The organism is Leeuwenhoekiella parthenopeia, assembly GCF_020782115.1.
Classification (GTDB): domain Bacteria; phylum Bacteroidota; class Bacteroidia; order Flavobacteriales; family Flavobacteriaceae; genus Leeuwenhoekiella; species Leeuwenhoekiella parthenopeia.
Genome location: NZ_JAJGMW010000013.1, coordinates 49,532 through 73,645, shown reverse-complemented (window position 1 = coordinate 73,645; position 24,114 = coordinate 49,532). Strand labels below are relative to the sequence as shown.

Below are 24,114 nucleotides of genomic sequence, written 5' to 3'. Positions count from 1 at the left end.
GTAATTATGAAAACAAAATCAATAGGAGTTATTATCCTGGCGCTTGTGCTGGGACTGGCAGGTGGGTATTTCATTTTCGGAGGTTCAGATGCTGAAGCTCCCGGGACCGATGCGCACGATCACAGTGAGGCTGAAGCAAACCAACTCTGGACGTGCTCTATGCATCCGCAGATTTTACGGGAAGAGCCGGGCGATTGCCCCATTTGCGGGATGGATTTGATCCCTGCCGAAACCAATGCCTCAGGATTGCTGGCCAATCAGTTTAAGCTTACCGAAAATGCCCTGGCACTGGCCAATATTCAGACTTTGGTGATAGGCGATCAAACCGAAGCAGATGCCGGCAGCATCCGCCTTTCGGGTAAAATCGCGACCAATGCCGAAGAAGTCGCCGTTCAGTCCAGTTATTTCGACGGGCGTTTAGAGCGCTTGAATATGAATTATGAAGGCCAGCAGGTACGTGCCGGGCAGCAACTGGCAACCCTCTACGCGCCTAACCTGGTAGCGGCGCAGCAGGAATTGATCACCGCGGCCTCGTTAAAGAGTTCGCAACCCGCTCTCTACAACGCGGTACGTAAAAAATTAAAACTCTGGAAGCTTTCTGAGGCCCAAATCAACCGAATTGAAGAGTTGGGCAAGGTACAGGAGTATTTTCCGGTTTTTGCTACCGTTTCCGGTACAGTAACCGAAGTTATGGCTGCAGAAGGCGACTATGTGAAGCAGGGTCAGCCTTTGCTAAAACTGAGTAATCTTAACAGCGTGTGGGCAGAATTTGACGCCTACGAGAATCAGTTAAGTCTGTTTAAAAAAGGTCAAAAACTCAACATACAGACCAACGCCTATCCCGGTCGAAGTTTTGAAGGTGTTATTTCGTTTATAGATCCCATTCTCAATACCGGTACGCGTACGGTTACCGTACGTGCAACCTTAACCAATAGGGAAGACTTGTTTAAACCGGGTATGTTTGTGACCGCCATGGTTGAAGGTGCGTTGGGTACAGGCACAGAAGCCCTTGCCATCCCCGCGACTGCCGTGATGTGGACGGGAGAGCGCTCGCTGGTTTATGTAAAACCCAATCCCACGGAGCCCGTTTTTGAAATGCGCGAAGTGACCCTGGGCCCAAAACAGGGAGATACTTACGCGATTCTTGAAGGACTTGCGCCGGGTGAAGAAATCGTCGTTAACGGTACGTTTACCGTTGATGCTGCTGCTCAGCTCAATGGTAAAAAATCGATGATGGGCGGCAAAGACGCCGCCGAAAGTGAGAAACCTATGGAGATGAATATGAGCCTCCCTGCAAAATTTGAGACCGGTCTTAAAGCGGCTATTCCGGCATATTTGAAGCTTAAAGATGCTTTTGTCGCGTCTGATGCTGCGCAGGTTAGCGCTTCCGCGAAAACATTCAGGCAGCAGTTACAGCAGGTTTCGGCGGGAGATTTAGGGGAAATGGAGAAAAGTCATTATTCTAAATTGCTTCAGATGCTGAATGCTTTGGTAGATAATACGCAGCTTGAAAATCAGCGGGAACATTTTGTGATCCTGAATGAGAACCTTGCGGCTTTAGTAAATGCCGCTTCCACCTTTGATCAAAAATTGTTTTTACAGCGTTGCCCAATGGCCAATGAAAACAAAGGGGCGGTGTGGCTGAGTGATTCCGAACAAATTAAAAATCCGTATTACGGCGATGCGATGCTGGGATGTGGTAGTGTGATTGAAACCTTTGGGCAATAATTCAGGTTTGAAAAATACGGGAAATATCAATTTTAATATTTGATATTCAGTGTTTTAAAATAAAAGTGTTACGTCTGAATACTGTAAAATTTACAGCCGCTGATACCTAATTAAAATATAGATTGTATTTTACGCAGCACTATTTTACCGATTCGTCAATTCATCATAGCAGATGTATCAGGAAAAGTGTAGCAAAGACCCACTTTGAAGAAATTAAATTTTATGAGTAAAGAGCGTTATAGTGTGATTACCGGTACCGGGAGCTATCTACCTGAAAAACGGGTAGCTAATGAAGATTTTTTAGGTTTTGAGTTTTATGAGTCAAACGGTAAAAAGATCGAAAAGGATAACGCCTATATCATAGACAAGTTTAAAGAGATCACTACCATTGAAGAGCGACGCTATGTGACCGATGATTTGGTCACTTCAGATATCGCTTTTTTCGCTGCAGAATCAGCCATCAAAAATGCGGGTATTGATGCGGAAACTTTAGATTATATTATTGTTGCTCATAATTTTGGGGATGTTAAGGCAGGTACCAACCGCACCGATATGGTTCCGGCTTTGGCTTCACGTGTCAAACACAAACTCAAGATCAAAAACCCCGATTGCGTGGCCTATGATTTGCCTTTTGGCTGTCCCGGCTGGTTACAGGGGATGATACAGGCAGATTACTTCATTAAGTCTGGCGATGCTCAAAAAATTCTGGTGATAGGGGCCGAAACCATTTCGCGGGTGATTGATTTACACGACCGCGACAGTATGATTTATGCAGATGGTGCAGGTGCCACCATTCTTGAAGGGCGCGAAAGTGAAGCCCCAACGGGTATTTTAGCTCATAAAACCCGTTCAGACACGTATCGCTATGCCGAAATGCTCACTATGGGCTGTTCCTATAACGTTACGCCGGAGAATGAGGCCGATTTGTATCTCAAAATGAACGGCAGACGTTTGTATCAATATGCGCTGGAGACCGTGCCACTTTCTATAAAAGCATGTTTGGATAAAGCCGGGCTGGGTATTGAAAAAGTGAGTAAGGTTCTTATTCATCAGGCAAATGGTAAGATGGACGATGCAATCATACAGCGACTATACAAACTCTACGGTCAGGATGAGGTTCCTGAAGGGGTAATGCCTATGATTATTTCGTGGATCGGGAATTCTTCGGTAGCAACAGTACCAACCTTATTAGACCTTATACTTAAAGGTTCGGTAGAAAATCAGAAAATCAATCCCGGAGATGTAGTCGTTTTTGCTTCAGTAGGAGCAGGGATGAACATCAACGCAGCAGTTTATCAGTTTTAAATTATCCTTTTTTGCTTTTTTTGAATAGCATATAGAAATTATATTATTACTAATAATTGCAATTCTTAAGGTTTTCTTAAATCTTAACATAATGCATTCATTATTCCTTGTAATAAATTATTTTTGGGTGTTTGGCGGATAGTGCATTATTATTGATAATATTATCTCTTAAGCAAAGTAAATTTAAAACGTAATTTAAGCAGGTGACCTCAAATAATAACGTAAAAAAAGCAGTTCATGTAATTGTGGGCATTGGGGCCAGTGCCGGAGGATTGCAGGCGCTTAATGATTTTTTCGATAATGTTCCCACGGCTTCTCTTTACAGTTATATCGTGGTGCAGCACCTGTCGCCGGACCATAAAAGTCTGATGGCTGAGTTATTGGGTAAAAATACCAAAATTCCTATCGAAGTTATCGAAGATGGGGGAGAGATCAAGTCAAACTGCATTTACCTGATACCGCCAACAAACAATCTTGTCATCGAAGACGGTCTGTTTAAATTGCTTCCCAAACCAAAAGACAAAACTTTAAACCTGCCTATTGACTTGTTTTTCGAGTCATTAGCAAATCACGCCAAAGAGCATTGCGCGGGTATTATTTTGAGTGGTACCGGCAGCGATGGTTCGCGTGGCGTAAAGGCGATCAAGGAAAAGGGCGGCGTCGTTATGGTGCAACAACCCGAGCAGGCAAAATTTGACGGAATGCCCCGCAACGCCATTAAAACTGGTCTTGTAGATTATATCGTACCCGTTGAGCGTATAAGTGACGAACTGTCTAATTACTTTGAGGCACAAAGCAGTATAGGTTTTGATGCAGAACTTTTTCAATACGATGAAGAGTTGCTTAAAAAAATCCTGCTGGTTCTTAAAACCGAAACAGCACTGGATTTCAGTCTCTATAAAAGACCTACTTTACTCCGCAGAATAGGAAGAAGGGTGCGGGTTCTTAAACTCGAAACACTCGAATCCTATTACCAGTATTTGAAAGAAAACAAAGAAGAAGTACAAATATTATATAAAGAGTTTCTCATAGGTGTTACCAAGTTCTTCAGGGACTTTAAGGTATGGGAGATTCTTGAACAGCAGGTAGTTCCTGAAATCATAGCTGAAAAGCAATCGGGAGATACCCTGAAAATTTGGGATGTAGGCTGCAGTACCGGAGAAGAACCGTATTCTTTGGGGATTCTTTTTTTAGATGAAATAGCCAAGCAGGGTAAAGACATCAAACTGAAGATTTTTGCGACCGACATATCTCAGGATCATTTAGATATTGCCAGTAAAGGTGTTTATTCAGAAAATGTACTGAGTGATCTCTCAAAAGAACGGGTTAATAAATACTTTAGAAAACAAAGCGATAACTTCAGCGTTAAGGAAAACCTGCGCAAGTGTATCATTTTTTCAAATCACGACATTACAAACGACCCGCCATTTAAGAATATGGATATGGTGATGTGTCGTAATCTCCTTATATACCTGCAAAATGATGTACAGTCTAAGGTTATACATGTACTGCATTATGCATTGGTTGATCAGGGTGTTTTAACTCTGGGTTCCAGCGAATCTCTGGGTGCACACCGCGATTCTTTTGAGGAGATTGACCGTAAATGGAATATATACCGAAACATAGATCCTTCAGACCGATTGAGAACAGAAATATTGAGTTCTACATCAGAACGTTACAACGCCTCCAGATCTGATCAGGGTGGGCGTAAGTTGAAGTCAAAAGGCAGCGATCAGTCTAGCCGTTTGCGCGAAGAAATAAGCAAGGCGATTATTCAGCAGTATGGCGCAGCCAGCGTCTATATTGACAGTAATTATACGATACTTGAGGCAATGGGCGCTTTTAAGAAATATGCCCAGATGCCCGATGAAGGTTTTACAACAAACCTAATCGATATGCTTCCCAAAGAACTGGGTGCAGCCATAAAAAGTTCGGTTACCAAGGCTAAGCGCAAGAACAGTCAGATTTTTTATAAGGATGTAGAACTTATAGACGAAAAAGACAACATCAAGACGCGTCTGGATATTTTGGTTAAGCCACTTTTTAGCAGCAGTAATGATGGTGAAAACAATTACATCATCACCTTATTAGAACAGGATAGAGAATCAAATAAGTCGCTCATCGTAGAGCGCTCAGACCTTCATAAGTCTGCCCAGGAACGCATTGCAGATCTGGAAGAAGAGCTTAAAGAGACGCAATACGAACTCAGCAATGCTCTGGAAGAGGCCGAAACCAGCAACGAGGAGCTTCAGGCTTCTAATGAAGAATTGCTGGCTTCAAACGAAGAATTACAGAGCACCAATGAGGAGTTGCAAAGCGTAAACGAAGAATTACATACGGTAAATGCAGAGCATATTGAGAAAATGGAAGATCTGGCGATGCTCAATGCCGATATGGATAACCTGCTCGACAGCACCCGTATAGGTACGGTGTTTCTTGACCGTAATTTGATAATCAGAAAATTTACGCCTGCAGTACGGGAACATTTTCACCTGGTAAAACAGGACATAGGTCGCTCTATTGAAAACTTTGTGGCCAATTTCGGAATTAAAAAACGCGAAACCATCGTCGATAATTCGCGCAAGGTAATGGAAAGCGGTCAGGTTTTTGAAAAGCGTATAAAAAGCAAGAGCGGGCGCTACTTTTTACAACGTATCTCTCCTTTTATAACCAGCCATGAAAGCATAGATGGTGTGGTTATTACGTTTATTGATATTCACAAAGTCGAGCAGTCTCAGGAACGCCTGCGTAAGAGTGAAGAAAAGTTCAAAGCCTTTTATGAGGATGATCCGGTAATGCATGTGACCATAAATTCACATACCGGTAAGATAACTGAATGTAATAAACTCTTTGTTCAGACTTTAGGCTTTACAGCAAAAGAGGAAGTGCTGGAGCGCTCAATATTTGAATTCTATCCCAAGCGAACCAAGGTTAAGGCCATAGCCCTGCTTGACGAACTGGAGAAAAAAGGAAGTATCTCAAACGTAGAGTTGGCTCTCGAGACCAATACCGGCGAGCACATTGATATTTTATTCAATGCAGATTTACTGCCCGATCAAAACGGAGGTAAAGGCAAACAATGGCGCTGTACCCTTATGGGGATAACCGACCTGAAAAATGCCCAGAAAGCCTTGCAGAAGCAAAAAGAAGACCTGCAGCGCATCAATGCAGATTTAGAACAGTTTGTTTCGATTTGTTCGCACGACCTGCAGGAACCGCTTTCAACCATACGCTTCAGTAGTGATTTCTTGAGTAAGAAATTCAGCAGTGAACTCAGCGAAAAAGGAAAGGAGTACCTGGGTTATATTCACGAAGCTTCGGGACGTATGGCAGAGCAGATCAAAGCACTTCTGGAGCACAGTCGCATTGGGGAAGATCTGGAAAAATCTAAAGTTGACGTTACAGAACTTATAGAAGTCGTTAAGTATGATCTCAACCGCAGTATCCGCGAGGCTCAGGCAACAATAAGCGTGGGTAAAATGCCTAAAGTGATGGCTTTTGAAACCGAACTGCGTTTATTGTTTCAGAATCTTATAAGTAACGCGCTGAAATACCGTCAAAAAGATACCAGCCCTTCCATACGTATTTCATCCTTTTCTGATGAAGAGTATCATACCTTTTCCATTCAGGATAATGGTATAGGTATAAAAGAAGACGATCTGGAAGCGATCTTTAAAATATTTGGTAGAGTACCCACCGAAGAAAAGTATGAAGGTACCGGAGTAGGGCTCGCTCACTGTAAAAAGATTGTAAAATTACACGAAGGTACAATCTGGGTTGACTCGCAATTTGGTCAGGGCAGTACGTTTTACTTCAAGATTAAGCGCTAAGATTCTATGGGGAATTCTTCCTTATATCCTAAAGAAGTTACACTAACCAATTGTGATAAAGAGCCCATACACATATTGGGCAAACTGCAATCCTGCGGCTATCTCATCGCGGCAGATGCAGAGTCCCATCATATAAAGTATTGCAGCGAGAATATTCACGAGCTGATAGACAAAGACAAGGATGTTTTAGGCGAAAAGCTTTCCATTTTTTTTGATGCTGAAACGCTTGAGGTTTGTGCAGAACTTGAAGATGAAGAAAAGGCCATACCTCAAAAGGTACTTTTTAACGAAAAGCATTTTCTGTTGATAGCGCATAAACACGCCGGCAATCTGGTTTTAGAGCTGGAGCCCTTGCAGACCGAAGAAAACCCGTATAAACATCAGATCTACCTTTCTACCATAGTTTCCGAACTCAATGCTGCAGAGAGCGAGCAGGAGATGTGCGATCTTACGGCAAGTTTGATCAAGGAATATTACGACTACGACCGGGTAATGGTCTATCGTTTTGATGAAAATTGGGACGGAATTGTAGTTTCTGAAGAAAAGGAACCGGATATGGAGTCCTGGCTGGGTTTGCGATATCCTGCATCAGATATTCCGCAGCAGGCACGGAAACTATTTTTAAAGCAGGGCGTACGCATTATTGCCGATGTCAAGAGTAAACCGGTACCCATACAGGCTTTATCGGGCGAGGAGCAGAAGAATCCTATAGACCTTACCCATAGCGAGTACCGGGCATCCTCACCCATTCATATTGAATATCTGGAGAATATGGGAGTAAGCGCTTCGCTTACGGCGGCTATAATTTCTAAAGGCAATTTATGGGGCCTTATCGCCTGTCACCACAATGCGCCAAAATTTATAAGTTATTACAAAAGACAATCCTGTAAATACCTTACGCAGGTCCTATCGAGCCGCATCATTTTGTCTTCGGCAAATAAGGCCTTACTTAAAGTGAATGAGAGCGCGGTTTTGCGCAACAAATTGCTCGAAAAAATAAGCAAGGACTGGGATGTCTTAAATGGTCTGGTTCATGGAGACTATACCATGTTACAGGTTACTGACGCTCAGGGAGGGGCAGTTTTGCTCGATGGGCAACTTAGAACCATAGGGCAGACACCTGATGAAGAGGAGATCAAAAAACTGATAAAAACGCTTTCCAGATCAGATCTGGAAGATAATTTTTATTACTCTAACGCATTAGGCAAAGATTTTAAAGAGTTTGAAGCCCTTAAGGCGAAAGCTTCCGGAGTGTTTTGCATTTTTCTGTCGTCTGCCCGCAAGGATGCCTTGATTTGGTTTAAGACTGAAAAGCTCGAAACGGTAAACTGGGCCGGTAATCCCGAAAAACCGGTGATTCTGGAAGATGACGTGCGGTTGTCGCCCCGAAAATCGTTTGACAAATGGTCTGTTTTACAGGACGGGCATTCAGAACCCTGGGCCGATTATGAGATCGCCGCAGGGCAGGCTTTGAAGCAGGATATTTCTGAAATCATTTTAGAAAAGTACGAAGAAGTTAAAGCGCTTAACCGAAAGCTGCAAAGTGCTTACGAAGATCTGGAAACCTTCAGTTACAGCGTCGCGCACGATTTAAGAGCTCCGCTCAGAGGTATTGACGGCTTTGCGCAAATCATAAAAGAAGATTATAGCGATGTGCTCGACGACTTCGGGAAGTCGTCTGTAGATACGATTATCGAATCTGCAGACCGAATGAATCATCTTATTGATGATATTCTTCAATTTTCACGGGTTACTCAGGCTACCTTATCGCGCACTAATTTTTCATTGAAAGAGGTTACAGAGGAACTGGTGCGGTTTTTAAATGTGTCCAGAGATTTTCCCAAAACCGAAATCAAAATTAGTGAGGCATTGCCCGTAGTCAATGGAGATCCCAAGATGACGACGCAGATAATGCAGAATCTGCTTACCAATGCTTTAAAATATTCGGCAGCTGCCGAAAAACCGCTGATTGAGATCGGTGTCGAGGATATACACGGAAAACCATTCTACTTTGTAAAAGATAACGGAATAGGTTTTGATGCAGAGCGTCACCGCGCCCGCATCTTTAAACTGTTTAGCAGGCTGGTAGGAAAGGAGTATCCGGGCTCTGGCGTAGGGCTTACAATTGTTAAACGTATCATAAAAAAGCATAACGGAAAACTAAAAGTAAGAAGTTCACCGGGCAAGGGAAGTACCTTTTTATTTACTTTGGAGTAAATTTTTGCCATGAGATCTAATTACATTTTAGCGGTTGAGGACGATGAGAATGATATTACGCTGATGAAGCGTATTTTTCAAAAGCAAATGCCAGATTATTTCATCAAATACATTTCAGATGGTGAAGAGGCTTTGCAGTATTTAAGAAGTACTAAATTTAAGGAAGAGCTTCCCAGACTTATACTTTTAGACATTAAAATTCCTAAAGTAAACGGTCTTGAACTTCTTAAAAACATCAGATTAATTGAAGAATACAAGTCTATACCCGTGGTGATGCTGAGCTCGTCTGACCGGGAAGACGAAATTCAGTTGTCCTATCATTTAGGCGCAAATAGTTATATTGAAAAACCAAAAACATTTACAGACCTGAGCAGGACCCTGCCGGCTATGATGGATTACTGGATTGTTTACAACAGATAGAATGGCACAAGAAACCCTAAAAGTACTGCTGGTTGAAGACAACTCGGCAGATGTTACACTTATTAAGCGTGAAATTTTTAAAGCAGATCCCAATGCTGAGGTTGAGGTGTGTAAAAACCTGAATGAATTTAGAAGCTCGGTTGCTGCTAACACCCCAGACCTTATCCTGTCGGACTACAAGCTGCCTACCTGTTCGGGTCTCGAGGTACTTGAAGAAGCGCAGGAGATTGCTCCTTCGGTTACTTTTCTGTTTGTAACCGGCGCCATTAATGATGAAGAACTGGCCGCCGATACCATTTTGAATGGTGCTTCGGGCTTTATACTTAAGAAGAATATCAGCAACCTCCACAAGCGTCTGGAGCCGTATTTTAATGCCATAACAAACAATGGTCACCTGGTACACCCCGTGCGTAAGAAAATCCTGGAAAGCAAACGGCTGGTTAAGGATATTGAACTTTTTCTGGAAAACTTTTCCAAAGAAAATATGTCTCACCGGGAAGGAATGCTTAAAATACAGGAAGATTTAAAACGACTCAAAACCGGTTATGATTTTAGACCACTTAAAGACGCAAACAACAGTACTTCATAAAGAAACCGAGCAGGATAATCTCGCACGATTTATTCTCGATCATTCTATAACCCCGGCTCAATACCTCGATTTACTAAAACAAAACTGGTATGCCTATACCGGTATCGACGGTTTTTTAGATCAAAATAAGGCGCAACTCCCCGCACATTTAAAACCTTTTGCAGACGGCTCTAAATCCCTTGCTTTAAAACGCGATTTACTGCAACTTGGGTATAGCGCTGAAACACCTCCTACTTTTGAAAGCCGGCAGCTGTCGGCACCCGCACTTCTGGGTATGATCTATGTGGCCGAAGGCTCTATGCTGGGCGGCTTGCTCATACGCAAAAACCTGGAGTCCTGCTCAAAACTGGATGCAGATCTGGATCATCATTTTTTTGGTAAAAAGGTTCAGGAGGTAATGCAGCGCTGGCAGGATTTTAAGGCTGCTGTTTCAGACCGCGAATATACGCCTGAAGAACTGGAGGCTGCTGTTGCCGGTGCGCATCTCGGCTTTGGAATTTTTAAAGAATCGTATACGCTTATTTAAACTTTTCGGCACTCGATCACCTGGCTTTTTCCGTCTTCAAGCGTGGTGAAAAATAAATAGGTATCCCCACCATCCTGTATCCTGAATTTAGACCGAATCGCCGAAACACTTTCTTTAAAATTGCGGGTAGTTATATGGGCTTTTTGATTCTTAAATTCTTTCGTCAAAAGCTTTTTAGAATAGGCTAAAACCCGTTCTATCCTAAACCGTCTTCCGGGAAACTCCAGCAGCTCAGAAGAAGTGTATAAATGCGTGTTTGCAGCCAGTTTAGCCAGATTGAAATGTTGACCAATCCAGTTAAAGGCTCCCAGTTTCATAAGAGCCGCATGGGGTTCGTAGAGGTATTCGAGGGGTTTGTCGTATTGGGCGGTTGCCTGCTGCTCTTCATCGGTACTTAGGCTTATCGCTTCGGGATAATCGCTATCCAGATTGATCGCAATTTTTGTAAACGTCCGCGAATTTGCAGCGGGTTCTAAAATAAACAGCAATTCTTTCACTTCATTTTTTAGAGCCACACTATGAATTTCGCTAACGTGTCTCAGCTCCTGAGCTGCGGCTTGCAGGTCGAGCAACGGACTCGTTTTGACCATAACCCGATTAGTTTTTTTGAAAATCGAATCTAAATGTTGCGGAATGTTGGGCTCACAATCTGCAAGCATAAAAACCTTTCCTTTACGCTCATTCCTGCGGGAAGGATCGGCATAGATGAGGTCAAAATCTACAGCGGTTTCGTTTAAAAATTGGATACTGTCTGTTGTTTTTACCTCTATTTGGGGAGCGCCCAGTTGCTTAAAGTTGTGTTGAACCAGTTTGGTCAGCTCCTCATTACGTTCGCAGTAATATACTTTTTTGAAAGACTTCGAAAAAGCCAGGGCGTCTACACCATAACCTCCCGTTAAATCGGCAAGGGTGTCGCCTTCAAATAAGGAAGCTTTATATGCAGCCGTTTCTTCGGAAGAAGTCTGCTCCAGGTTTAATTTGGGTGGATAAAAGATTTCTGAAGTTTCAAACCAGACCGGAAGTTTTTTCTGGGTCTTTTGCATACCGGTAAGTTGCTGGGCAAGTTCAGCGCCGGTTATTCCTTCAAAAGGACTTCCTTTTAAGGCTAAAGTAGCCGAATCAAGATTTAAATGCTCCCTGAGATAAGCCTGTACCTCAGGTTTTAAAATCAGGGAATTCAAATTCTTATAGGTTTTTGGTGAGCTTCTGTACGATCTTGTATTCAGAAAGAAATTCACTGGCGATTACTTTTAATGCCGTGTAAACCGGCACCGCAATGACCATCCCAAATATCCCAAAAATGAGACCTGCGATGACAATAACCAGAAAGATCTCGAGCGGGTGCGATTTGACACTGCTTCCAAAAATAAGGGGCTGAAGGATAAAATTGTCTATAAGCTGCGCGATGATATAGCCTATTAAAACATAGAGCATTTTAGGCAAAATCACCTCCTGAAAATCGGACGTAAAATACCCGCTTATTACCAAAAGCATCATTACCAAACTGCCTACCACCGGGCCGATGTAAGGCACCACGTTGAGCATCGCACAAAACAGCGCGATAGCAAAGGGATTGGGAATTTGAAAACTCACCAGCAATATCGAGTAGAAGCAGAATAAGATGGAAAGTTGAAGCAGAATTCCCAGGAAATAACGGGAAAGCAATAGTTTGGTTTTATGAAAGACCCGTCTGAACCGGGTTTCTTCCCCATAATTGGCAAAAACCAAAATACTGTCGAGTAATAAATGGCTGTCTTTTAGCAGGAAAAAGGAAATGAATATAACAGATAGCAGACCTACAACCATAGAGCTGAAATTCCCCAGAATCCCGTTAATAAAAGTCGGGATAACCGAAATATCAAAATTTTTAATAAAGTCAGATTGTTTAAAGCCTTCAATAAGCGTAACCTGATCAACACCCAGAGTACGGCTGAATTCGATATTAAGCCGGTTTACGTTGTGTTTAACCTCCTCAAAGTTGATGCGGCTTATGTGATCGCTTTGGTCGATTAAAATGGGTATAAACAATGCTAAAATCCCCGAAATAAGAAGTACTACCAGCAGGAGCGTGGTTATCGAGGCTCCCGTTGCACTGAATTTTAGATTGTATTTTAAAAAGTTGACGATTGGCCTGCCTACAAGTGAAATGACAGCGGCAATACAAATAAACATAATTACGGCCTGTATCTGATACAAAAACCAAAGTACCAGTACAATACCTCCCAGAATACCTAGAGATCTCAGGATTCCGTAGGCTATGACTTTTGATTTATCTTCATCCATGGTTAAGGTGGTTTATAAGGTGGAAGGCTGCAATTGCTGCGGCGTGGCTTACATTCATGCTGCTATTTTGCCCCTGCATTGGTATATGAACCAGTTGATCTGTAAGTTGTATCAACTCAGGCGAAATACCATGGCGCTCATTACCTAAAATCAGTGCGATTTTTTGAGGCTGTGCATCAAATTGATTTAAGGATATACTGGTTGTGGTAAGCTCGAGTCCTATAATGGTGTAATTTTCTTTTTTAAGCTGAAGTATTAAATCTTCGGCTTTATCGGTTGTCGAAAAGGCTACCTGCTTTTCACACGAGCGGGAGGTGCGTTTAAGGCGGTTACTCTCCAAATCAGGTACGCTGTTTAGAAAATACAAATGTCCTATACCCAGCGCGTCTGCAAGCCTGAAAAGGCTACCCAGGTTTGCGGGACTGCGCAGATCGTCACAGAGTAACACAAACGGAAGGCTTTGGTTGGGCCTTGGTGTGCTATAATGGGTAAGTTGCTCAGTTTTCAAAAGCGTATTTTATAATATTTGCACCCATTTTTAATGCGTTCTCGCGAACTTCAGGAGGATCGTTATGAACTGCAGCACTCTCCCAGCCGTCTCCCAGATCAGATTCAAGCGTGTACAGCAAAACAAGTCTTCCGTCTTTAAAAATGCCAAAAGCCTGTGGTCTTTTCCCATCGTGTTCGTGTATTTTGGGTAATCCCTCTTTAAAGGGATAAGCACTGCTAAACAAAGGATGGTCTGCGGGGAGTTCCTGCAATTCTTCCTGAGGAAAAAGCCGCTTCAATTGCGGACGCAAATAGGCGTCTATACCGTAATTGTCATCAATATGTAAAAAGCCTCCGGAAAGCAGATAGTCCCTCAGGTTTTGCAAGGCTTCCTCTGAAAAAAATACATTTCCGTGCCCGGTCATGTGAACAAAAGGATATTGCTGAATGCCGGGATCTGTAGCCTTAACTGTGGCTGTTTTGGTATTGAGATTGGTATTGAGGTTGGTATTACAAAAAGCCGCCAGATTGGGCAGGGAGGTTGGGTTTGCATACCAGTCGCCACCTCCCTCGTAATGCAATACGGCAATTTCCTGTGCACAAACCGGGGTACTCAGAACAGAAAAAAGCAGCAAAATATAAGCGTAACGTATGCTCACAGGTATCTCAAAATTTTGAACGAAAATACTTAATTTTTCAAGCAATACCCTATGATTTAAACAATACATTAGTATTTCTATAAAATATTATTTAAAATAATCGTTTCTTTTTCCAATGATGTTTGGCCGGCACAAAAAAAGCCTTCAGAGAGTACTAAAGGCTTTTAATTAGGTGTTTAACTTTGCTTTAAACGCAGCTCTTTTAGGCTTTTACCGCTTTTTTTAAGGGTATTTGATGTTTTAATAAATCGTCAAAGGTCTCCCGCTCCCTGATGAGTTGCGCTTCTCCGTCTATAAACAGGACTTCTGCAGGACGGTATCGCGAGTTGTAGTTGCTGCTCATGCTAAAGCAATAGGCCCCGGCGTTGCTAAAAGCCAGGATGTCGCCTTCGGCTATCTCGGCGATACGACGATTTGTTGCAAAGGTATCGGTCTCGCAGATGTATCCCACAACCGAGTAAAAGCGCTCGCGGCCTTCGGGATTGCTGATGTTTGTAATCTCGTGACGGCTGCCGTAAAACATAGGGCGTATGAGATGGTTAAAACCGCTGTCTACCTGAGCAAAAACCGTAGAGGTAGTCTGCTTAATCACATTGACGTTCACTAAAAACTTTCCGGCCTCGCTGACCAAAAATTTACCCGGCTCAAAAACCAGGGTTAGAGGTCTGCCGTAGCTTTTTTCAAATGCGTTGAAACGTTCTGAAAGCTTGCTGCCCAGCTCTTCGATATTGGTCTCAATGTCACCTGCTTTATAGGGTACTTTAAAACCGCTTCCAAAATCGAGGAAATCTAGGTCTTTGAAATTTTTTGCGGTATCGAATAGAATTTCGGCTGCATGTAAAAACACATCGATGTCCAGAATATCGCTTCCGGTGTGCATGTGAATGCCATTGATGTGCATGCCTGTATTTTGTACAATGCGCAGTAAATGCGGAATTTGATGTATGCTAATGCCAAACTTGCTATCTATATGTCCTACCGAAATATTAGTGTTTCCACCGGCCATAACGTGTGGATTGATACGCACGCAAACGGGCGTTTTAGGATGGCGGGTGCCAAATTGTTCAAGAATTGAAAGGTTGTCAATATTGATTTGTACGCCCATTTCGGCCACCGCTTCGAGTTCGCTAAGCGAAACCCCGTTGGGAGTAAACATAATCTGGGCAGGATCTACACCTGCTGCAAGGCCCAATCGCACTTCCTGAATACTCACGGTGTCGAGGCCGGCGCCAAAACCATTTACAAGCTGTAATACCGCCAGGTTAGAAAGGGCTTTTACGGCATAATTGAGCCTCAGTTGATCAACCTCTTTAAAGGCCTGAGTAAGTCTGTTGTATTGAGATTCAATTTTAGCAGCATCGTATACGTAAACCGGACTTCCGTATTCCCGGGCGATGTCAAGAAGGTTTTGATGGGTCATAATCCTAAAACTTTAAGCGTACAAAACTAATATACATTACTCAGTTTTACCTTAAAGACAGCTATAATTTAGCGTCGAGGGCTTAAAATTGATAAAAAAGCACATTTTAGCCTGTATTTGAGTAAATTCACCTAAAAACTGAAGAGCTATGACCCTTACTTTGGCAATGTTTCCGTTGGAACTGGTGGTGTTTCCCGGAGAATCCCTTCCCCTGCACATTTTTGAAAACAGATATCAGCAGTTAATTGCAGACTGTGAGTCTGAGCAGATCAGCTTTGGTATCCCTGCCTATTTTAACCGTACTTTAAAATACGGCACCGAGGTTAAGCTGGAAGCTGTAAAAAAGCGTTACCCCACAGGAGCCAGCGATGTCGTTTGCAAAGGGCTCCGGGTTTTTAAGATTACCGAGTTTTATCCCAATTATTCCGAAAAACTTTACGCAGGAGCTGCGGTAACCTTTCTTGAAAATATAAACGATGCGTTACCGGGACAGCCGGGTGCTTTTTATAATCTTGTAAAGCGTTTTTATGAGGTTTTGGGAGCTGTAGTGCCGGCAGTAGAACTCCAGGCTATTACCAGTTACAGTTTTGCACATAAACTGGGTTTGTCTTTGGAGCAGGAGTTGCATTTGCTAAAGATGACCCGGGAGTCAGACCGGTATAGTTTTCTTATCGATCATCTTACTGCGACCATACCTATTGTGGAGCAGGTAAACCGAACACGCAGACTTATTGAACTCAACGGTCATTTTAAAAATTTTGATCCGCTTGACTTTACCGAATACAGATTGGGAGACTCCTGGGAGTAGGGGCTTTTAAATCAAATTCAAATTATTGGCAGGGTTAAGGCTAAATACCTATTTTTGCACAGCAATTTTCAAACATAAAGAAACGCCTGATTATGAATCTACACGAATATCAAGGAAAAGAAATATTAAGCAGTTTTGGAGTGCGCATCCAGCGCGGTATAGTAGCTACCACACCTGCTGAAGCCGTAGAGGCTGCAAAAAAGCTTACCGAAGAAACCGGTACCGGATGGCATGTCATCAAAGCTCAGGTTCACGCCGGAGGTAGAGGAAAAGGTGGTGGAGTTAAACTTGCTAAAAATCTTCAGGAAGTAGAGCAAATCGCCGGTGAAATAATCGGGATGAATCTGGTTACTCCTCAAACTTCTGCCGAAGGGAAGAAGGTGCATCAGGTACTGGTTGCCGAAGATGTTTATTATCCCGGAGACAGCGAGCCTAATGAGTTCTATATGTCTGTATTGCTTAACCGTGCCACAGGAAGAAATATGATTATGTATTCTACCGAAGGCGGTATGGATATCGAAGAGGTGGCCGAAAAAACCCCGCATTTAATTTTTACAGAAGAAATTGATCCTGCAACAGGATTGCTCGGTTTTCAGGCGCGACGCATTGCTTTTAATCTGGGCTTGAGCGGAACGGCATTTAAAGAAATGGTGAAATTTGTAGCCGCGCTTTACAAAGCCTATTCAGAGTCAGACTCTTCTTTGTTTGAAATCAATCCGGTATTAAAAACCAGCGACGATAAAATTATGGCTGTTGATGCAAAAGTGTCTTTAGATGATAATGCACTGTTCCGTCATAAAGATTATGCAGCGATGCGCGACAAGCGTGAGGAGAATCCGGTTGAGGTTGAAGCAAAAGAAGTAGGCCTTAATTATGTAGATCTTGACGGTAACGTGGGCTGTATGGTAAACGGGGCCGGTCTTGCAATGGCAACGATGGACTTGATTAAACAAGCCGGAGGTGAGCCAGCAAACTTCCTAGATGTGGGAGGTACTGCAGATGCAGAGCGTGTAGAAACTGCCTTCAACCTGATTCTAAAAGATCCTAATGTTAAAGCCATTTTGGTGAATATTTTTGGAGGAATTGTTCGTTGTGACCGCGTTGCTCAGGGTATTGTTGATGCGTATAAAAATATGGGCTCTATCAATGTTCCTATTATTGTGCGATTACAAGGTACCAATGCAGATATTGCAAAAGAATTAATAGATAACAGCGGTCTTGATGTACAGAGTGCAATCCTGTTTCAGGAAGCTGCAGATAAAGTACAAAAAGTACTGGCCTAAGATTTTATAGCATGTATAGTTCACAGTTTGTGACACAAAAAACTCCCGATGAAAATCGGGAGTTTTTTTTATTTAGATGTTATCAAGTGTTAAGAATGTTTTTTTCTGAATCAGGTCTCAAAGAGAAAACGTTTTCGTGTTAAGATTTTGATTTTGAGCATACTGTAATTTCCTAAATGCATTTAGTAAGTGAGCTAAGTGTTTGATTTTGAAGACTTAAAAGTGTTAATGATTTGTTAAAGTGATTTATCAGGTGTAACTGTGGGCATGCTTCAGCGTCTTTTTAGTACATCATTCAAAATCAAACATTATGAAAACTTTTAAAACAATGGTACTTGCGGTAGCAATCATCTGCGGTACAGCGTTAAACGCAAACACAACTGAACCAACTTCAAAAACGACCAGCGCAGCGGTTAAAATCGCGATGAAAAAAGAACTGGCCAGTCACCTGGAGAAACACGATTTTCAAATTGAAAAAACGACTACTGTGCTGGTGTCCTTTACGGTAAATGAAGACAATGAGATGGTTGTGATCTCTGTAGATTCAGATGATACCGGTATCAAAAAATTTATTCAGGGCAGATTGAACTATCAAAAGTTTGAAACCACGCCAATAGTGGGACAAACCTATCACGTTCCTGTGACCCTTCAGGGAAACCAGTAATGCTGTAGATTTAAATTTTAGTTAGTAGAAAGACCCGGGGCTTGCGAGCTTCCGGGTTTTTTTAGCTTTAAGTATTTGACAAAATGGCATACATAAATCTTATTTTTATGACATAAAGTCGTTAAATAGGGGTTGGTATTAGAATTGCCTAATACCTATCGAAAATATAATAAACTTAAAATTTAAAAATATGAGCTTAGTAAAAAGAACAAACGAGAATTGGTTACCCTCCATTTTTGATGATATGTTTAAAACTGACTGGTTGGGTGGAACCACAAATGTGAACAGTATTGGTGTAAGTATTCCTGCTGTAAACATTTTAGAAAACGAAGAAAGTTTTGAAGTAGCTGTTGCTGCTCCCGGTAAAACCAAAGCTGATTTCAATATCGAATTGGATAACGATGTGCTTACCATATCGGCTGAAGCCAAATCGGAGTCTGAAACTACAGAGAAATCCGGAAGATTTACTAGAAAGGAGTTTAATTACAGCACGTTTAAGAGAGCATTTAGCCTGCCCGATACAGTAGATAGCACCAAGATAAGTGCAAATTATGAGAATGGTGTCTTGAATATTTTGCTTCCTAAAAAAGAAGAGGCAAAAGTACAGGCTAAACGTATGATTGAAATCTCATAATTTGGTTTAGTTTTTTTGGTTAGTTTGTGAGAGAATCCCGGTTCAGAAATGAATCGGGATTTTTGTTTTAGATGCCGTGATGAGCCTATTTACCTTCTGGGGTGAAAGCGGTTTACCATTTCGGCAAGATGGCTGCGGTCTACGTGCATATAGATTTCGGTAGTGGTGATGCTCTCGTGTCCCAGCATTTGTTGTATGGCCCGCAAATCGGCTCCGTTTTCAAGGAGATGGGTGGCAAAGGAATGTCTAAAGGTGTGCGGACTTATTTTTTTTCGAATTCCGGCTTCCTGGGTTTGATTGCGTACAATGGAGAATATCATTGCGCGTGTAAGTGATTTGCCCCTGCGGTTTAAAAACAGCATATCGCTATAACCGGCCTGTGGTTTTTGGTGAACCCTGATTTCGTCTTTATAGATATTGATAAACTTTTGGGTGCTCGCAGCAATAGGTACAAAACGCTGCTTGTTTCCTTTACCGGTGACCAGAATATAACCTTCCTTAAAATACAGATCAGAAAGTTTCAGGCTTACTAATTCTGAAACCCGAAGGCCACAGGCGTAGAGCGTTTCGAGGATGGCCCGGTTGCGTTCGCCCTGAGGGGTGCTTAAATCTATACTGCTGATAATCTGGTCAATCTCATCTTCAGACAGCGTGTCGGGTAATTTTCTTCCAATTTTAGGGGACTCAATTAAATCTATAGGATTGTCTTTGCGATAATCTTCAAAAATCAAATACTCGAAGAATCCTTTAAGACCCGATATCAGGCGGGCCTGAGAGCGCGCAGAAAGTTCTTTGGCTGCATGGTAAATAAAATCCTGAAGCGTATCGCGGTCAATGGAAACCGGGGTTTGAGTGATCGTATATTCTTCAATCCATTTAATGAGTTTTTCAATATCCAGACGATAACTTAACACTGAGTTTTCAGAAAGGCCGCGTTCTAATCTTAAATATATAGTGTAATCTGTTAAGGATTTTTGCCAATTCATTAATTCTGTCGGATAATTTTAGAATATTTTAAATAATATTTAATTAGACATTGGGAAAAAGAAGGGATCGGTGCGTGTAGCTTTGTTTCAAATTTAAAACTTAAAACAATGAAAAAATTATTTTTAGCAGCAATACTTGTGATTAGTGGTTCTTCAGCAATGATGGCTCAAAGTGATCTTGCCTTTGGTATTAAAGGAGGGGTAAACTTTTCAAACTTAACAGGAGATGGTTTTGGAGAATTTGATGACGACAGTGCACGTACTTCATTTAACCTGGGTGCAGTGTTGGAAATTCCGGTTTCTGAAAAATTTGCAATCCAACCGGAGGTTTTCTATTCCGGACAGGGTTTTGATTTAATTCAGCGTGAAGATGCTGAAGATACCGAGTTTCAGTTGGATTACATCAACGTACCGGTTTTAGCTAAAATCTACCTGGTACAGGGTCTTTATTTAGAGGCAGGTCCACAAGTAGGATTTTTAGTAGAAAGTAAAATTGACGGTCCTAATGCTACTGTAAATTTTAATGAAGATAATTTTAACGACATCGACTTTGCAGGTGCTGTAGGTGTAGGTTACAAATTTAACGGCGGATTATATTTAAATGCCCGTTATACCCAGGGCTTCACCGATATTTATGATGGTGAAACCGGAGATAATTCTACCAAAAATGGTGTATTTGCTGCTTCTTTAGGATTTATTTTTAACTAAGAAGTTGTAGTTTCAAGAATAGAAGCCTCGCTCTGCGGGGCTTTTTTTATGACCTAGCCCGATTTGTTTTAACATAATTTCACATTTAGGGTGTGTTCCGGTCAAACCGGACTCTGTTCTAATTTGTTGGTTTCCATACCGCTCCAAACGGTCAAAAAATGTTTAAATTTTAATTTATCGGCTAACATTCAGTAGGTCAAACACTTCTTAAAAAGTGTTGTGAACCCCTGCCAATTGTGATTTTGTTAGCTAAACATTAGGGCTTCGTTAGCACGTCTCAGCCCTTGTCATTGCTAGTTTTGTTCAAAATTTTAAAAACAAACAAACATGAAAAAATTAGTTTTAATGGCGGGTTTAATCGCTTTAGGAACCACAGCAACTTTTGCACAGAGCGCATATAGATTTGGAGTAAAAGCAGGGCTTAATGTCTCAAACATCACCGGGAGTGATTCAAGAGATCAGGATACCCGTTTGAGCTTTAATGGTGGTCTTGTGGCAGAACTTCCAATAAGCGAAAAATTCTCCTTTCAACCCGAGGTGATTTATTCTGCTCAGGGATCAACCATCGCTGCGATTGATGAGGATAATTTCTTAGATATTGACGAGAATATTGAATATCAATTGGATTACATCCAGGTGCCTCTTTTAGCCAAAATTTACCTTGTTGATGGCTTAAGCCTGCAGGCAGGACCTTCTATCAACTTTTTGGTTAATGAAGAAGTTGACTACCAGCCGGTAAGCAACGGAGGGGATGTAAATATCGTTGATGGCGCAAACACTTTTGAATTAGGTACTGCTGCCGGTTTGGAATATCAGTTTGATAGCGGCTTCTTTATTCAGGGACGATATACCCGTGGGTTTACCCGTATTTATGATAATGTAAATGCTTACAACTACGCGGTACAGGCCGGTGTAGGTTATGTATTCTAGTAGTTAAAATAACTAATCAACCACTTTAAAGCCTCGCGATTGCGGGGCTTTTTTATTTAAACCGATTTAGTTCTAATTAGAATCAAAATAAATTGATTCGATTGAATTCTGATATTCAGTTAATTACTAAAAACACGCTGTAAAATGAACTAACTTAATAGTTAAACGCATTATGTTTGTTTTAAACTATTAAAATTTCATTATGAAAAAAATTACTTTTTTATTGCTTGTTGCTTTGTCAACTTCTTCATTGTTTGCTCAGGAAACTAAATTTGGATTAACTGCAGGTTTTTTAAACGCTGAAGCCAAAGCTTCTGCAGATGGAGCTGCTTCATTTTCCAGTTCAGATTCTGGATTTTATCTTGGAGCCTTGGTTGATATAGGGGTAACTGAATCTCTTCACGTACAGCCAGAAGTACTCTATGGAAACATTAATGATAGTGGTCTTCTCTATATTCCTATTTTTCTAAAATATTATATTTCAGAATCCGGTTTTCATTTAATGGGTGGACCTCAGGCAACTTTAAATATCGATGAAGAGGCAGAAGGGATCAATAACTTGGGTATCGATGCAGCCTTTGGGTTAGGATATGATATCAATGAAAGCTTTTTTATTAATGCCAGATATGCATTCGAATTAACTAACCGAGTTAATAGTGATCTGGAAGGAGCAGATGGTATTACTGCGCGAATCAATTCATTACAGATAGGTGTAGGTTATAAGTTCTAATTCACTGTGACCTTTTATTTAAAGGCTTCTTCGGAGGCCTTTTTTAATTAATTCATTTTATGATGAAACATTTTTTTCTTTTTTTAGGTCTAACTTTTTCCGGTTTATCGGGTTTTGCACAGGAATTCAAATGGGACGTGAATGCAGGATATTTGTTAGCAACATCAACGTTTAAAATGGATTTTGCGGAAGCAAACCCTTTTAGTGACTTTGATCCCGTCATTCGAAATACTTACGTAGAAGATACCAATTCAGAAAGTGGATTCTATTTAGGAATAGGAGGGCAGTACCGCTGGTCAGAAAATTTTGCTTTAAGCGGAGGCCTAAATTACGCCAGAAACAATGAATCAAATTTTTTGCAGGTTCCGGTTTTTATTCAGTATTATGTAGGACCTTCAGATTTTTTTATTCAGGTGGGGCCTCAGTTCACCTACATTTTAGAAGATTTGGGATATTCTGAAGGAGATGTAAATAAGCTAAATGTAGGAGCAGGAGGGGGCATAGGCTACGATATTTCTGATAACTTTTTTCTCGAAGCGCGCTATACATTCCAGTTAAATAAATTTTACAAACCTAAAGCTGCTCCGGAAATTCGAACCAATTACTTAAACATTGGGTTGGGTTATCGTTTTTAGATTTTTGATAAACAACTATCTTTAAAACCTCAAATAACAACCCATGGCTCAGGAACTCAAAATACTTATCCTAAACGGTCCCAATCTCAACCTGCTGGGCAAACGCGAACCCGGTATCTATGGCAGTCAGTCGTTTGGAGATTATTTTTCAACGCTTCAGTTTCAATTTAAAGAGACGGAGCTATCCTATTTTCAATCCAATTCTGAAGGCGATTTGATTACCAAAATTCAGGAAGCTGACGGCGTTTTTGACGGTATTGTCCTCAATGCGGCTGCTTATACACATACTTCGGTGGGCATAGGTGATGCCATTGCAGCGGTAAACGTGCCTGTTGTTGAAGTGCACATCTCCAACACCTTTGCCCGGGAAGCCTTTAGGCATCAGTCCTACGTTTCGAAGCACGCCAAAGGCATCATTGTAGGTTTTGGTTTGCAGAGTTATGAACTGGCGATCAAATCGTTCCTGTAAATCCATCTTTTGAAACAAGCTTATTTCAACTGGAGTAGTGGTAAAGATTCGGCTTTGGCCCTTTATCAAATGCTTCAGCAATCAGAATACGAAATCACCCAATTGATCACTACAGTGAATGCCGATGTAAACCGGGTTTCGATGCACGGTTTGCGTGAGGAATTACTTGATTTACAGGCTGAAGCATTGGGTTTTCCGCTGGAAAAAATTTCTTTAAACGGAAATGTTATGATGTCTGAATATTCCAGAATTCTGGGTGACGCGGCCCGAAGATTGAAGGACGCGGGAAACACGCACGCTATTTTTGGGGATATTTTTCTGGAAGATTTACGCAAATACCGCGAAGACCAATTGAAATCAGTTGGGCTTCAGGCTGTTTTTCCGCTTTGGAAACAGGATACGAAAGCGCTTATAAACGAGTTCATCGATCTGGGATTAAAAGCGATTACGGTTTGTGTAAATGCCAAACTGCTTGACGAATCTTTTGCAGGCCGGTTAATAGATAAGCAGTTTTTAGCCGATTTGCCGGAAGGTGTAGACCCCTGTGGTGAAAACGGAGAGTTTCACACCTTTGTTTTTGAAGGACCAATTTTTAAAAATCCGGTCGACTTTCGCGTAGGCGAAAAAGTGCTCCGCAGCTATGCCCCTGCCGAAAATGAGGATGATAATTGCTTTAGCGATGACGAAAAGCCCTGGGACACCGGCTTTTGGTTTTGTGACCTGGTGCAAGGCAGTTAATTGTTAACTGTTATTGGTTAATGGAATGGGCTTAATTTGAAGTAAGTTAGAGGTGAGAAGTAA

23 protein-coding genes are annotated in these 24,114 nt (G+C 41.6%); 17 read left to right on the top strand and 6 right to left on the bottom strand.

The features are described from left to right. Positions 1-6: 6 nt before the first annotated feature. From LLW17_RS11075 to LLW17_RS11045, 7 genes are all read left to right on the top strand, one after another. Positions 7-1,728: an efflux RND transporter periplasmic adaptor subunit gene (locus LLW17_RS11075; RefSeq protein ID WP_228230328.1), complete on the top strand. Its 1,722-nt coding sequence runs from the start codon at positions 7-9 to the stop codon at positions 1,726-1,728. A gap of 222 nt (positions 1,729-1,950) precedes the next feature. Next, positions 1,951-3,033 (top strand): 3-oxoacyl-ACP synthase III family protein, encoded by a 1,083-nt coding sequence (locus LLW17_RS11070; RefSeq protein ID WP_228230327.1) that lies wholly within the window; start codon positions 1,951-1,953, stop codon positions 3,031-3,033. Positions 3,034-3,236: 203 nt separating this feature from the next. Then, positions 3,237-6,863 (top strand): chemotaxis protein CheB, encoded by a 3,627-nt coding sequence (locus LLW17_RS18995; protein WP_228230326.1) that lies wholly within the window; start codon positions 3,237-3,239, stop codon positions 6,861-6,863. 6 nt (positions 6,864-6,869) lie between these two features. Beyond that, entirely contained in the window at positions 6,870-9,080 is a 2,211-nt protein-coding gene (locus LLW17_RS11060; RefSeq protein WP_228230325.1) for an ATP-binding protein, read from the top strand. A 9-nt stretch (positions 9,081-9,089) separates the two neighbouring features. Further along, positions 9,090-9,500 carry a response regulator gene (locus tag LLW17_RS11055; protein WP_228230324.1) on the top strand — a complete coding sequence of 137 codons (411 nt, stop codon included), beginning with the start codon at positions 9,090-9,092 and terminating at the stop codon, positions 9,498-9,500. A 1-nt stretch (position 9,501) separates the two neighbouring features. Next, a complete protein-coding gene (locus LLW17_RS11050; protein ID WP_228230323.1) occupies positions 9,502-10,089 on the top strand; it encodes a response regulator transcription factor in 588 nt (195 codons plus the stop codon). Beyond that, positions 10,046-10,615 (top strand): biliverdin-producing heme oxygenase, encoded by a 570-nt coding sequence (locus LLW17_RS11045; protein ID WP_228230322.1) that lies wholly within the window; start codon positions 10,046-10,048, stop codon positions 10,613-10,615. Before LLW17_RS11050 ends, LLW17_RS11045 begins: the two co-directional genes overlap by 44 nt. Here the strand turns inward: LLW17_RS11045 and LLW17_RS11040 are convergent. The 5 genes from LLW17_RS11040 to lysA all read right to left on the bottom strand — a co-directional run bounded on the left by LLW17_RS11040 (position 10,612) and on the right by lysA (position 15,466). Next, positions 10,612-11,796, bottom strand: coding sequence for a THUMP-like domain-containing protein (locus LLW17_RS11040; RefSeq protein WP_228230321.1), 1,185 nt, complete (start codon positions 11,794-11,796; stop codon positions 10,612-10,614). The two genes, LLW17_RS11045 and LLW17_RS11040, sit on opposite strands and share 4 nt — an antisense overlap. 4 nt (positions 11,797-11,800) lie before the next feature. Further along, on the bottom strand, positions 11,801-12,898 hold the full coding sequence (locus LLW17_RS11035; RefSeq protein WP_228230320.1) for an AI-2E family transporter: 1,098 nt from the start codon (positions 12,896-12,898) through the stop codon (positions 11,801-11,803). Next, positions 12,891-13,406 carry a TrmH family RNA methyltransferase gene (locus tag LLW17_RS11030; RefSeq protein WP_228230319.1) on the bottom strand — a complete coding sequence of 172 codons (516 nt, stop codon included), beginning with the start codon at positions 13,404-13,406 and terminating at the stop codon, positions 12,891-12,893. Before LLW17_RS11030 ends, LLW17_RS11035 begins: the two co-directional genes overlap by 8 nt. After that, positions 13,396-14,046, bottom strand: coding sequence for a DUF4159 domain-containing protein (locus LLW17_RS11025; RefSeq protein WP_434084780.1), 651 nt, complete (start codon positions 14,044-14,046; stop codon positions 13,396-13,398). The genes LLW17_RS11030 and LLW17_RS11025 overlap by 11 nt, the downstream gene beginning before the upstream one ends. Positions 14,047-14,248: 202 nt before the next feature. Further along, positions 14,249-15,466, bottom strand: a complete 1,218-nt coding sequence (gene lysA / locus LLW17_RS11020) for a diaminopimelate decarboxylase (RefSeq protein WP_228230318.1) — start codon at positions 15,464-15,466, stop codon at positions 14,249-14,251. A gap of 148 nt (positions 15,467-15,614) precedes the next feature. On the opposite strand from lysA, the gene LLW17_RS11015 reads away from it, so the two are divergent. The 4 genes from LLW17_RS11015 to LLW17_RS11000 all read left to right on the top strand — a co-directional run bounded on the left by LLW17_RS11015 (position 15,615) and on the right by LLW17_RS11000 (position 18,855). Beyond that, entirely contained in the window at positions 15,615-16,274 is a 660-nt protein-coding gene (locus LLW17_RS11015) for an LON peptidase substrate-binding domain-containing protein (RefSeq protein ID WP_228230317.1), read from the top strand. Between the two features lie 92 nt (positions 16,275-16,366). Then, the gene (gene sucC, locus LLW17_RS11010) at positions 16,367-17,557 is read left to right on the top strand and encodes an ADP-forming succinate--CoA ligase subunit beta (RefSeq protein ID WP_228230316.1); all 1,191 of its coding nucleotides are present in this window, start codon (positions 16,367-16,369) and stop codon (positions 17,555-17,557) included. 310 nt (positions 17,558-17,867) lie between these two features. Beyond that, positions 17,868-18,221 carry a hypothetical protein gene (locus LLW17_RS11005; RefSeq protein ID WP_228230315.1) on the top strand — a complete coding sequence of 118 codons (354 nt, stop codon included), beginning with the start codon at positions 17,868-17,870 and terminating at the stop codon, positions 18,219-18,221. A 190-nt stretch (positions 18,222-18,411) separates the two neighbouring features. Continuing rightward, positions 18,412-18,855 carry an Hsp20/alpha crystallin family protein gene (locus LLW17_RS11000; RefSeq protein WP_228230314.1) on the top strand — a complete coding sequence of 148 codons (444 nt, stop codon included), beginning with the start codon at positions 18,412-18,414 and terminating at the stop codon, positions 18,853-18,855. Positions 18,856-18,944: 89 nt separating this feature from the next. Here LLW17_RS11000 and xerD read toward each other — a convergent pair whose 3' ends face one another. Beyond that, positions 18,945-19,841: a site-specific tyrosine recombinase XerD gene (gene xerD / locus LLW17_RS10995; RefSeq protein WP_228230313.1), complete on the bottom strand. Its 897-nt coding sequence runs from the start codon at positions 19,839-19,841 to the stop codon at positions 18,945-18,947. Between the two features lie 108 nt (positions 19,842-19,949). On the opposite strand from xerD, the gene LLW17_RS10990 reads away from it, so the two are divergent. The 6 genes from LLW17_RS10990 (at position 19,950) to LLW17_RS10965 (ending at position 24,051) form a co-directional block, all read left to right on the top strand. Beyond that, entirely contained in the window at positions 19,950-20,549 is a 600-nt protein-coding gene (locus tag LLW17_RS10990) for a porin family protein (protein ID WP_228230312.1), read from the top strand. A 327-nt stretch (positions 20,550-20,876) separates the two neighbouring features. Further along, complete coding sequence (locus LLW17_RS10985) at positions 20,877-21,479, top strand: porin family protein (protein WP_228230311.1); 603 nt, start codon at positions 20,877-20,879, stop codon at positions 21,477-21,479. 202 nt (positions 21,480-21,681) lie between these two features. Then, on the top strand, positions 21,682-22,209 hold the full coding sequence (locus tag LLW17_RS10980; protein ID WP_228230310.1) for an outer membrane beta-barrel protein: 528 nt from the start codon (positions 21,682-21,684) through the stop codon (positions 22,207-22,209). A 59-nt stretch (positions 22,210-22,268) separates the two neighbouring features. Then, entirely contained in the window at positions 22,269-22,844 is a 576-nt protein-coding gene (locus tag LLW17_RS10975; RefSeq protein ID WP_228230309.1) for a porin family protein, read from the top strand. A 43-nt stretch (positions 22,845-22,887) separates the two neighbouring features. Beyond that, positions 22,888-23,313, top strand: coding sequence for a type II 3-dehydroquinate dehydratase (gene aroQ, locus LLW17_RS10970; protein ID WP_228230308.1), 426 nt, complete (start codon positions 22,888-22,890; stop codon positions 23,311-23,313). A 9-nt stretch (positions 23,314-23,322) separates the two neighbouring features. Beyond that, positions 23,323-24,051 (top strand): Dph6-related ATP pyrophosphatase, encoded by a 729-nt coding sequence (locus LLW17_RS10965; protein WP_228230307.1) that lies wholly within the window; start codon positions 23,323-23,325, stop codon positions 24,049-24,051. The last annotated feature ends 63 nt before the right edge of the window (positions 24,052-24,114 follow it).

Bases quoted from the DNA above. Each gene is read 5' to 3' on its own strand.
- LLW17_RS10990 (WP_228230312.1), top strand. From the start codon at position 19,950: ATGAAAAAATTATTTTTAGCAGCAATACTTGTGATTAGTGGTTCTTCA.
- LLW17_RS10975 (WP_228230309.1), top strand. From the start codon at position 22,269: ATGATGAAACATTTTTTTCTTTTTTTAGGTCTAACTTTTTCCGGTTTA.
- LLW17_RS11005 (WP_228230315.1), top strand. From the start codon at position 17,868: ATGAAAACTTTTAAAACAATGGTACTTGCGGTAGCAATCATCTGCGGT.
- LLW17_RS11045 (WP_228230322.1), top strand. From the start codon at position 10,046: ATGATTTTAGACCACTTAAAGACGCAAACAACAGTACTTCATAAAGAA.
- LLW17_RS11015 (WP_228230317.1), top strand. From the start codon at position 15,615: ATGACCCTTACTTTGGCAATGTTTCCGTTGGAACTGGTGGTGTTTCCC.
- LLW17_RS11000 (WP_228230314.1), top strand. From the start codon at position 18,412: ATGAGCTTAGTAAAAAGAACAAACGAGAATTGGTTACCCTCCATTTTT.
- aroQ (WP_228230308.1), top strand. From the start codon at position 22,888: ATGGCTCAGGAACTCAAAATACTTATCCTAAACGGTCCCAATCTCAAC.
- lysA (WP_228230318.1), bottom strand. From the start codon at position 15,466: ATGACCCATCAAAACCTTCTTGACATCGCCCGGGAATACGGAAGTCCG.
- LLW17_RS11055 (WP_228230324.1), top strand. From the start codon at position 9,090: ATGAGATCTAATTACATTTTAGCGGTTGAGGACGATGAGAATGATATT.
- LLW17_RS11060 (WP_228230325.1), top strand. From the start codon at position 6,870: ATGGGGAATTCTTCCTTATATCCTAAAGAAGTTACACTAACCAATTGT.
- LLW17_RS11035 (WP_228230320.1), bottom strand. From the start codon at position 12,898: ATGGATGAAGATAAATCAAAAGTCATAGCCTACGGAATCCTGAGATCT.
- xerD (WP_228230313.1), bottom strand. From the start codon at position 19,841: ATGAATTGGCAAAAATCCTTAACAGATTACACTATATATTTAAGATTA.
- LLW17_RS10980 (WP_228230310.1), top strand. From the start codon at position 21,682: ATGAAAAAAATTACTTTTTTATTGCTTGTTGCTTTGTCAACTTCTTCA.
- sucC (WP_228230316.1), top strand. From the start codon at position 16,367: ATGAATCTACACGAATATCAAGGAAAAGAAATATTAAGCAGTTTTGGA.
- LLW17_RS11075 (WP_228230328.1), top strand. From the start codon at position 7: ATGAAAACAAAATCAATAGGAGTTATTATCCTGGCGCTTGTGCTGGGA.
- LLW17_RS10985 (WP_228230311.1), top strand. From the start codon at position 20,877: ATGAAAAAATTAGTTTTAATGGCGGGTTTAATCGCTTTAGGAACCACA.
- LLW17_RS11070 (WP_228230327.1), top strand. From the start codon at position 1,951: ATGAGTAAAGAGCGTTATAGTGTGATTACCGGTACCGGGAGCTATCTA.
- LLW17_RS11050 (WP_228230323.1), top strand. From the start codon at position 9,502: ATGGCACAAGAAACCCTAAAAGTACTGCTGGTTGAAGACAACTCGGCA.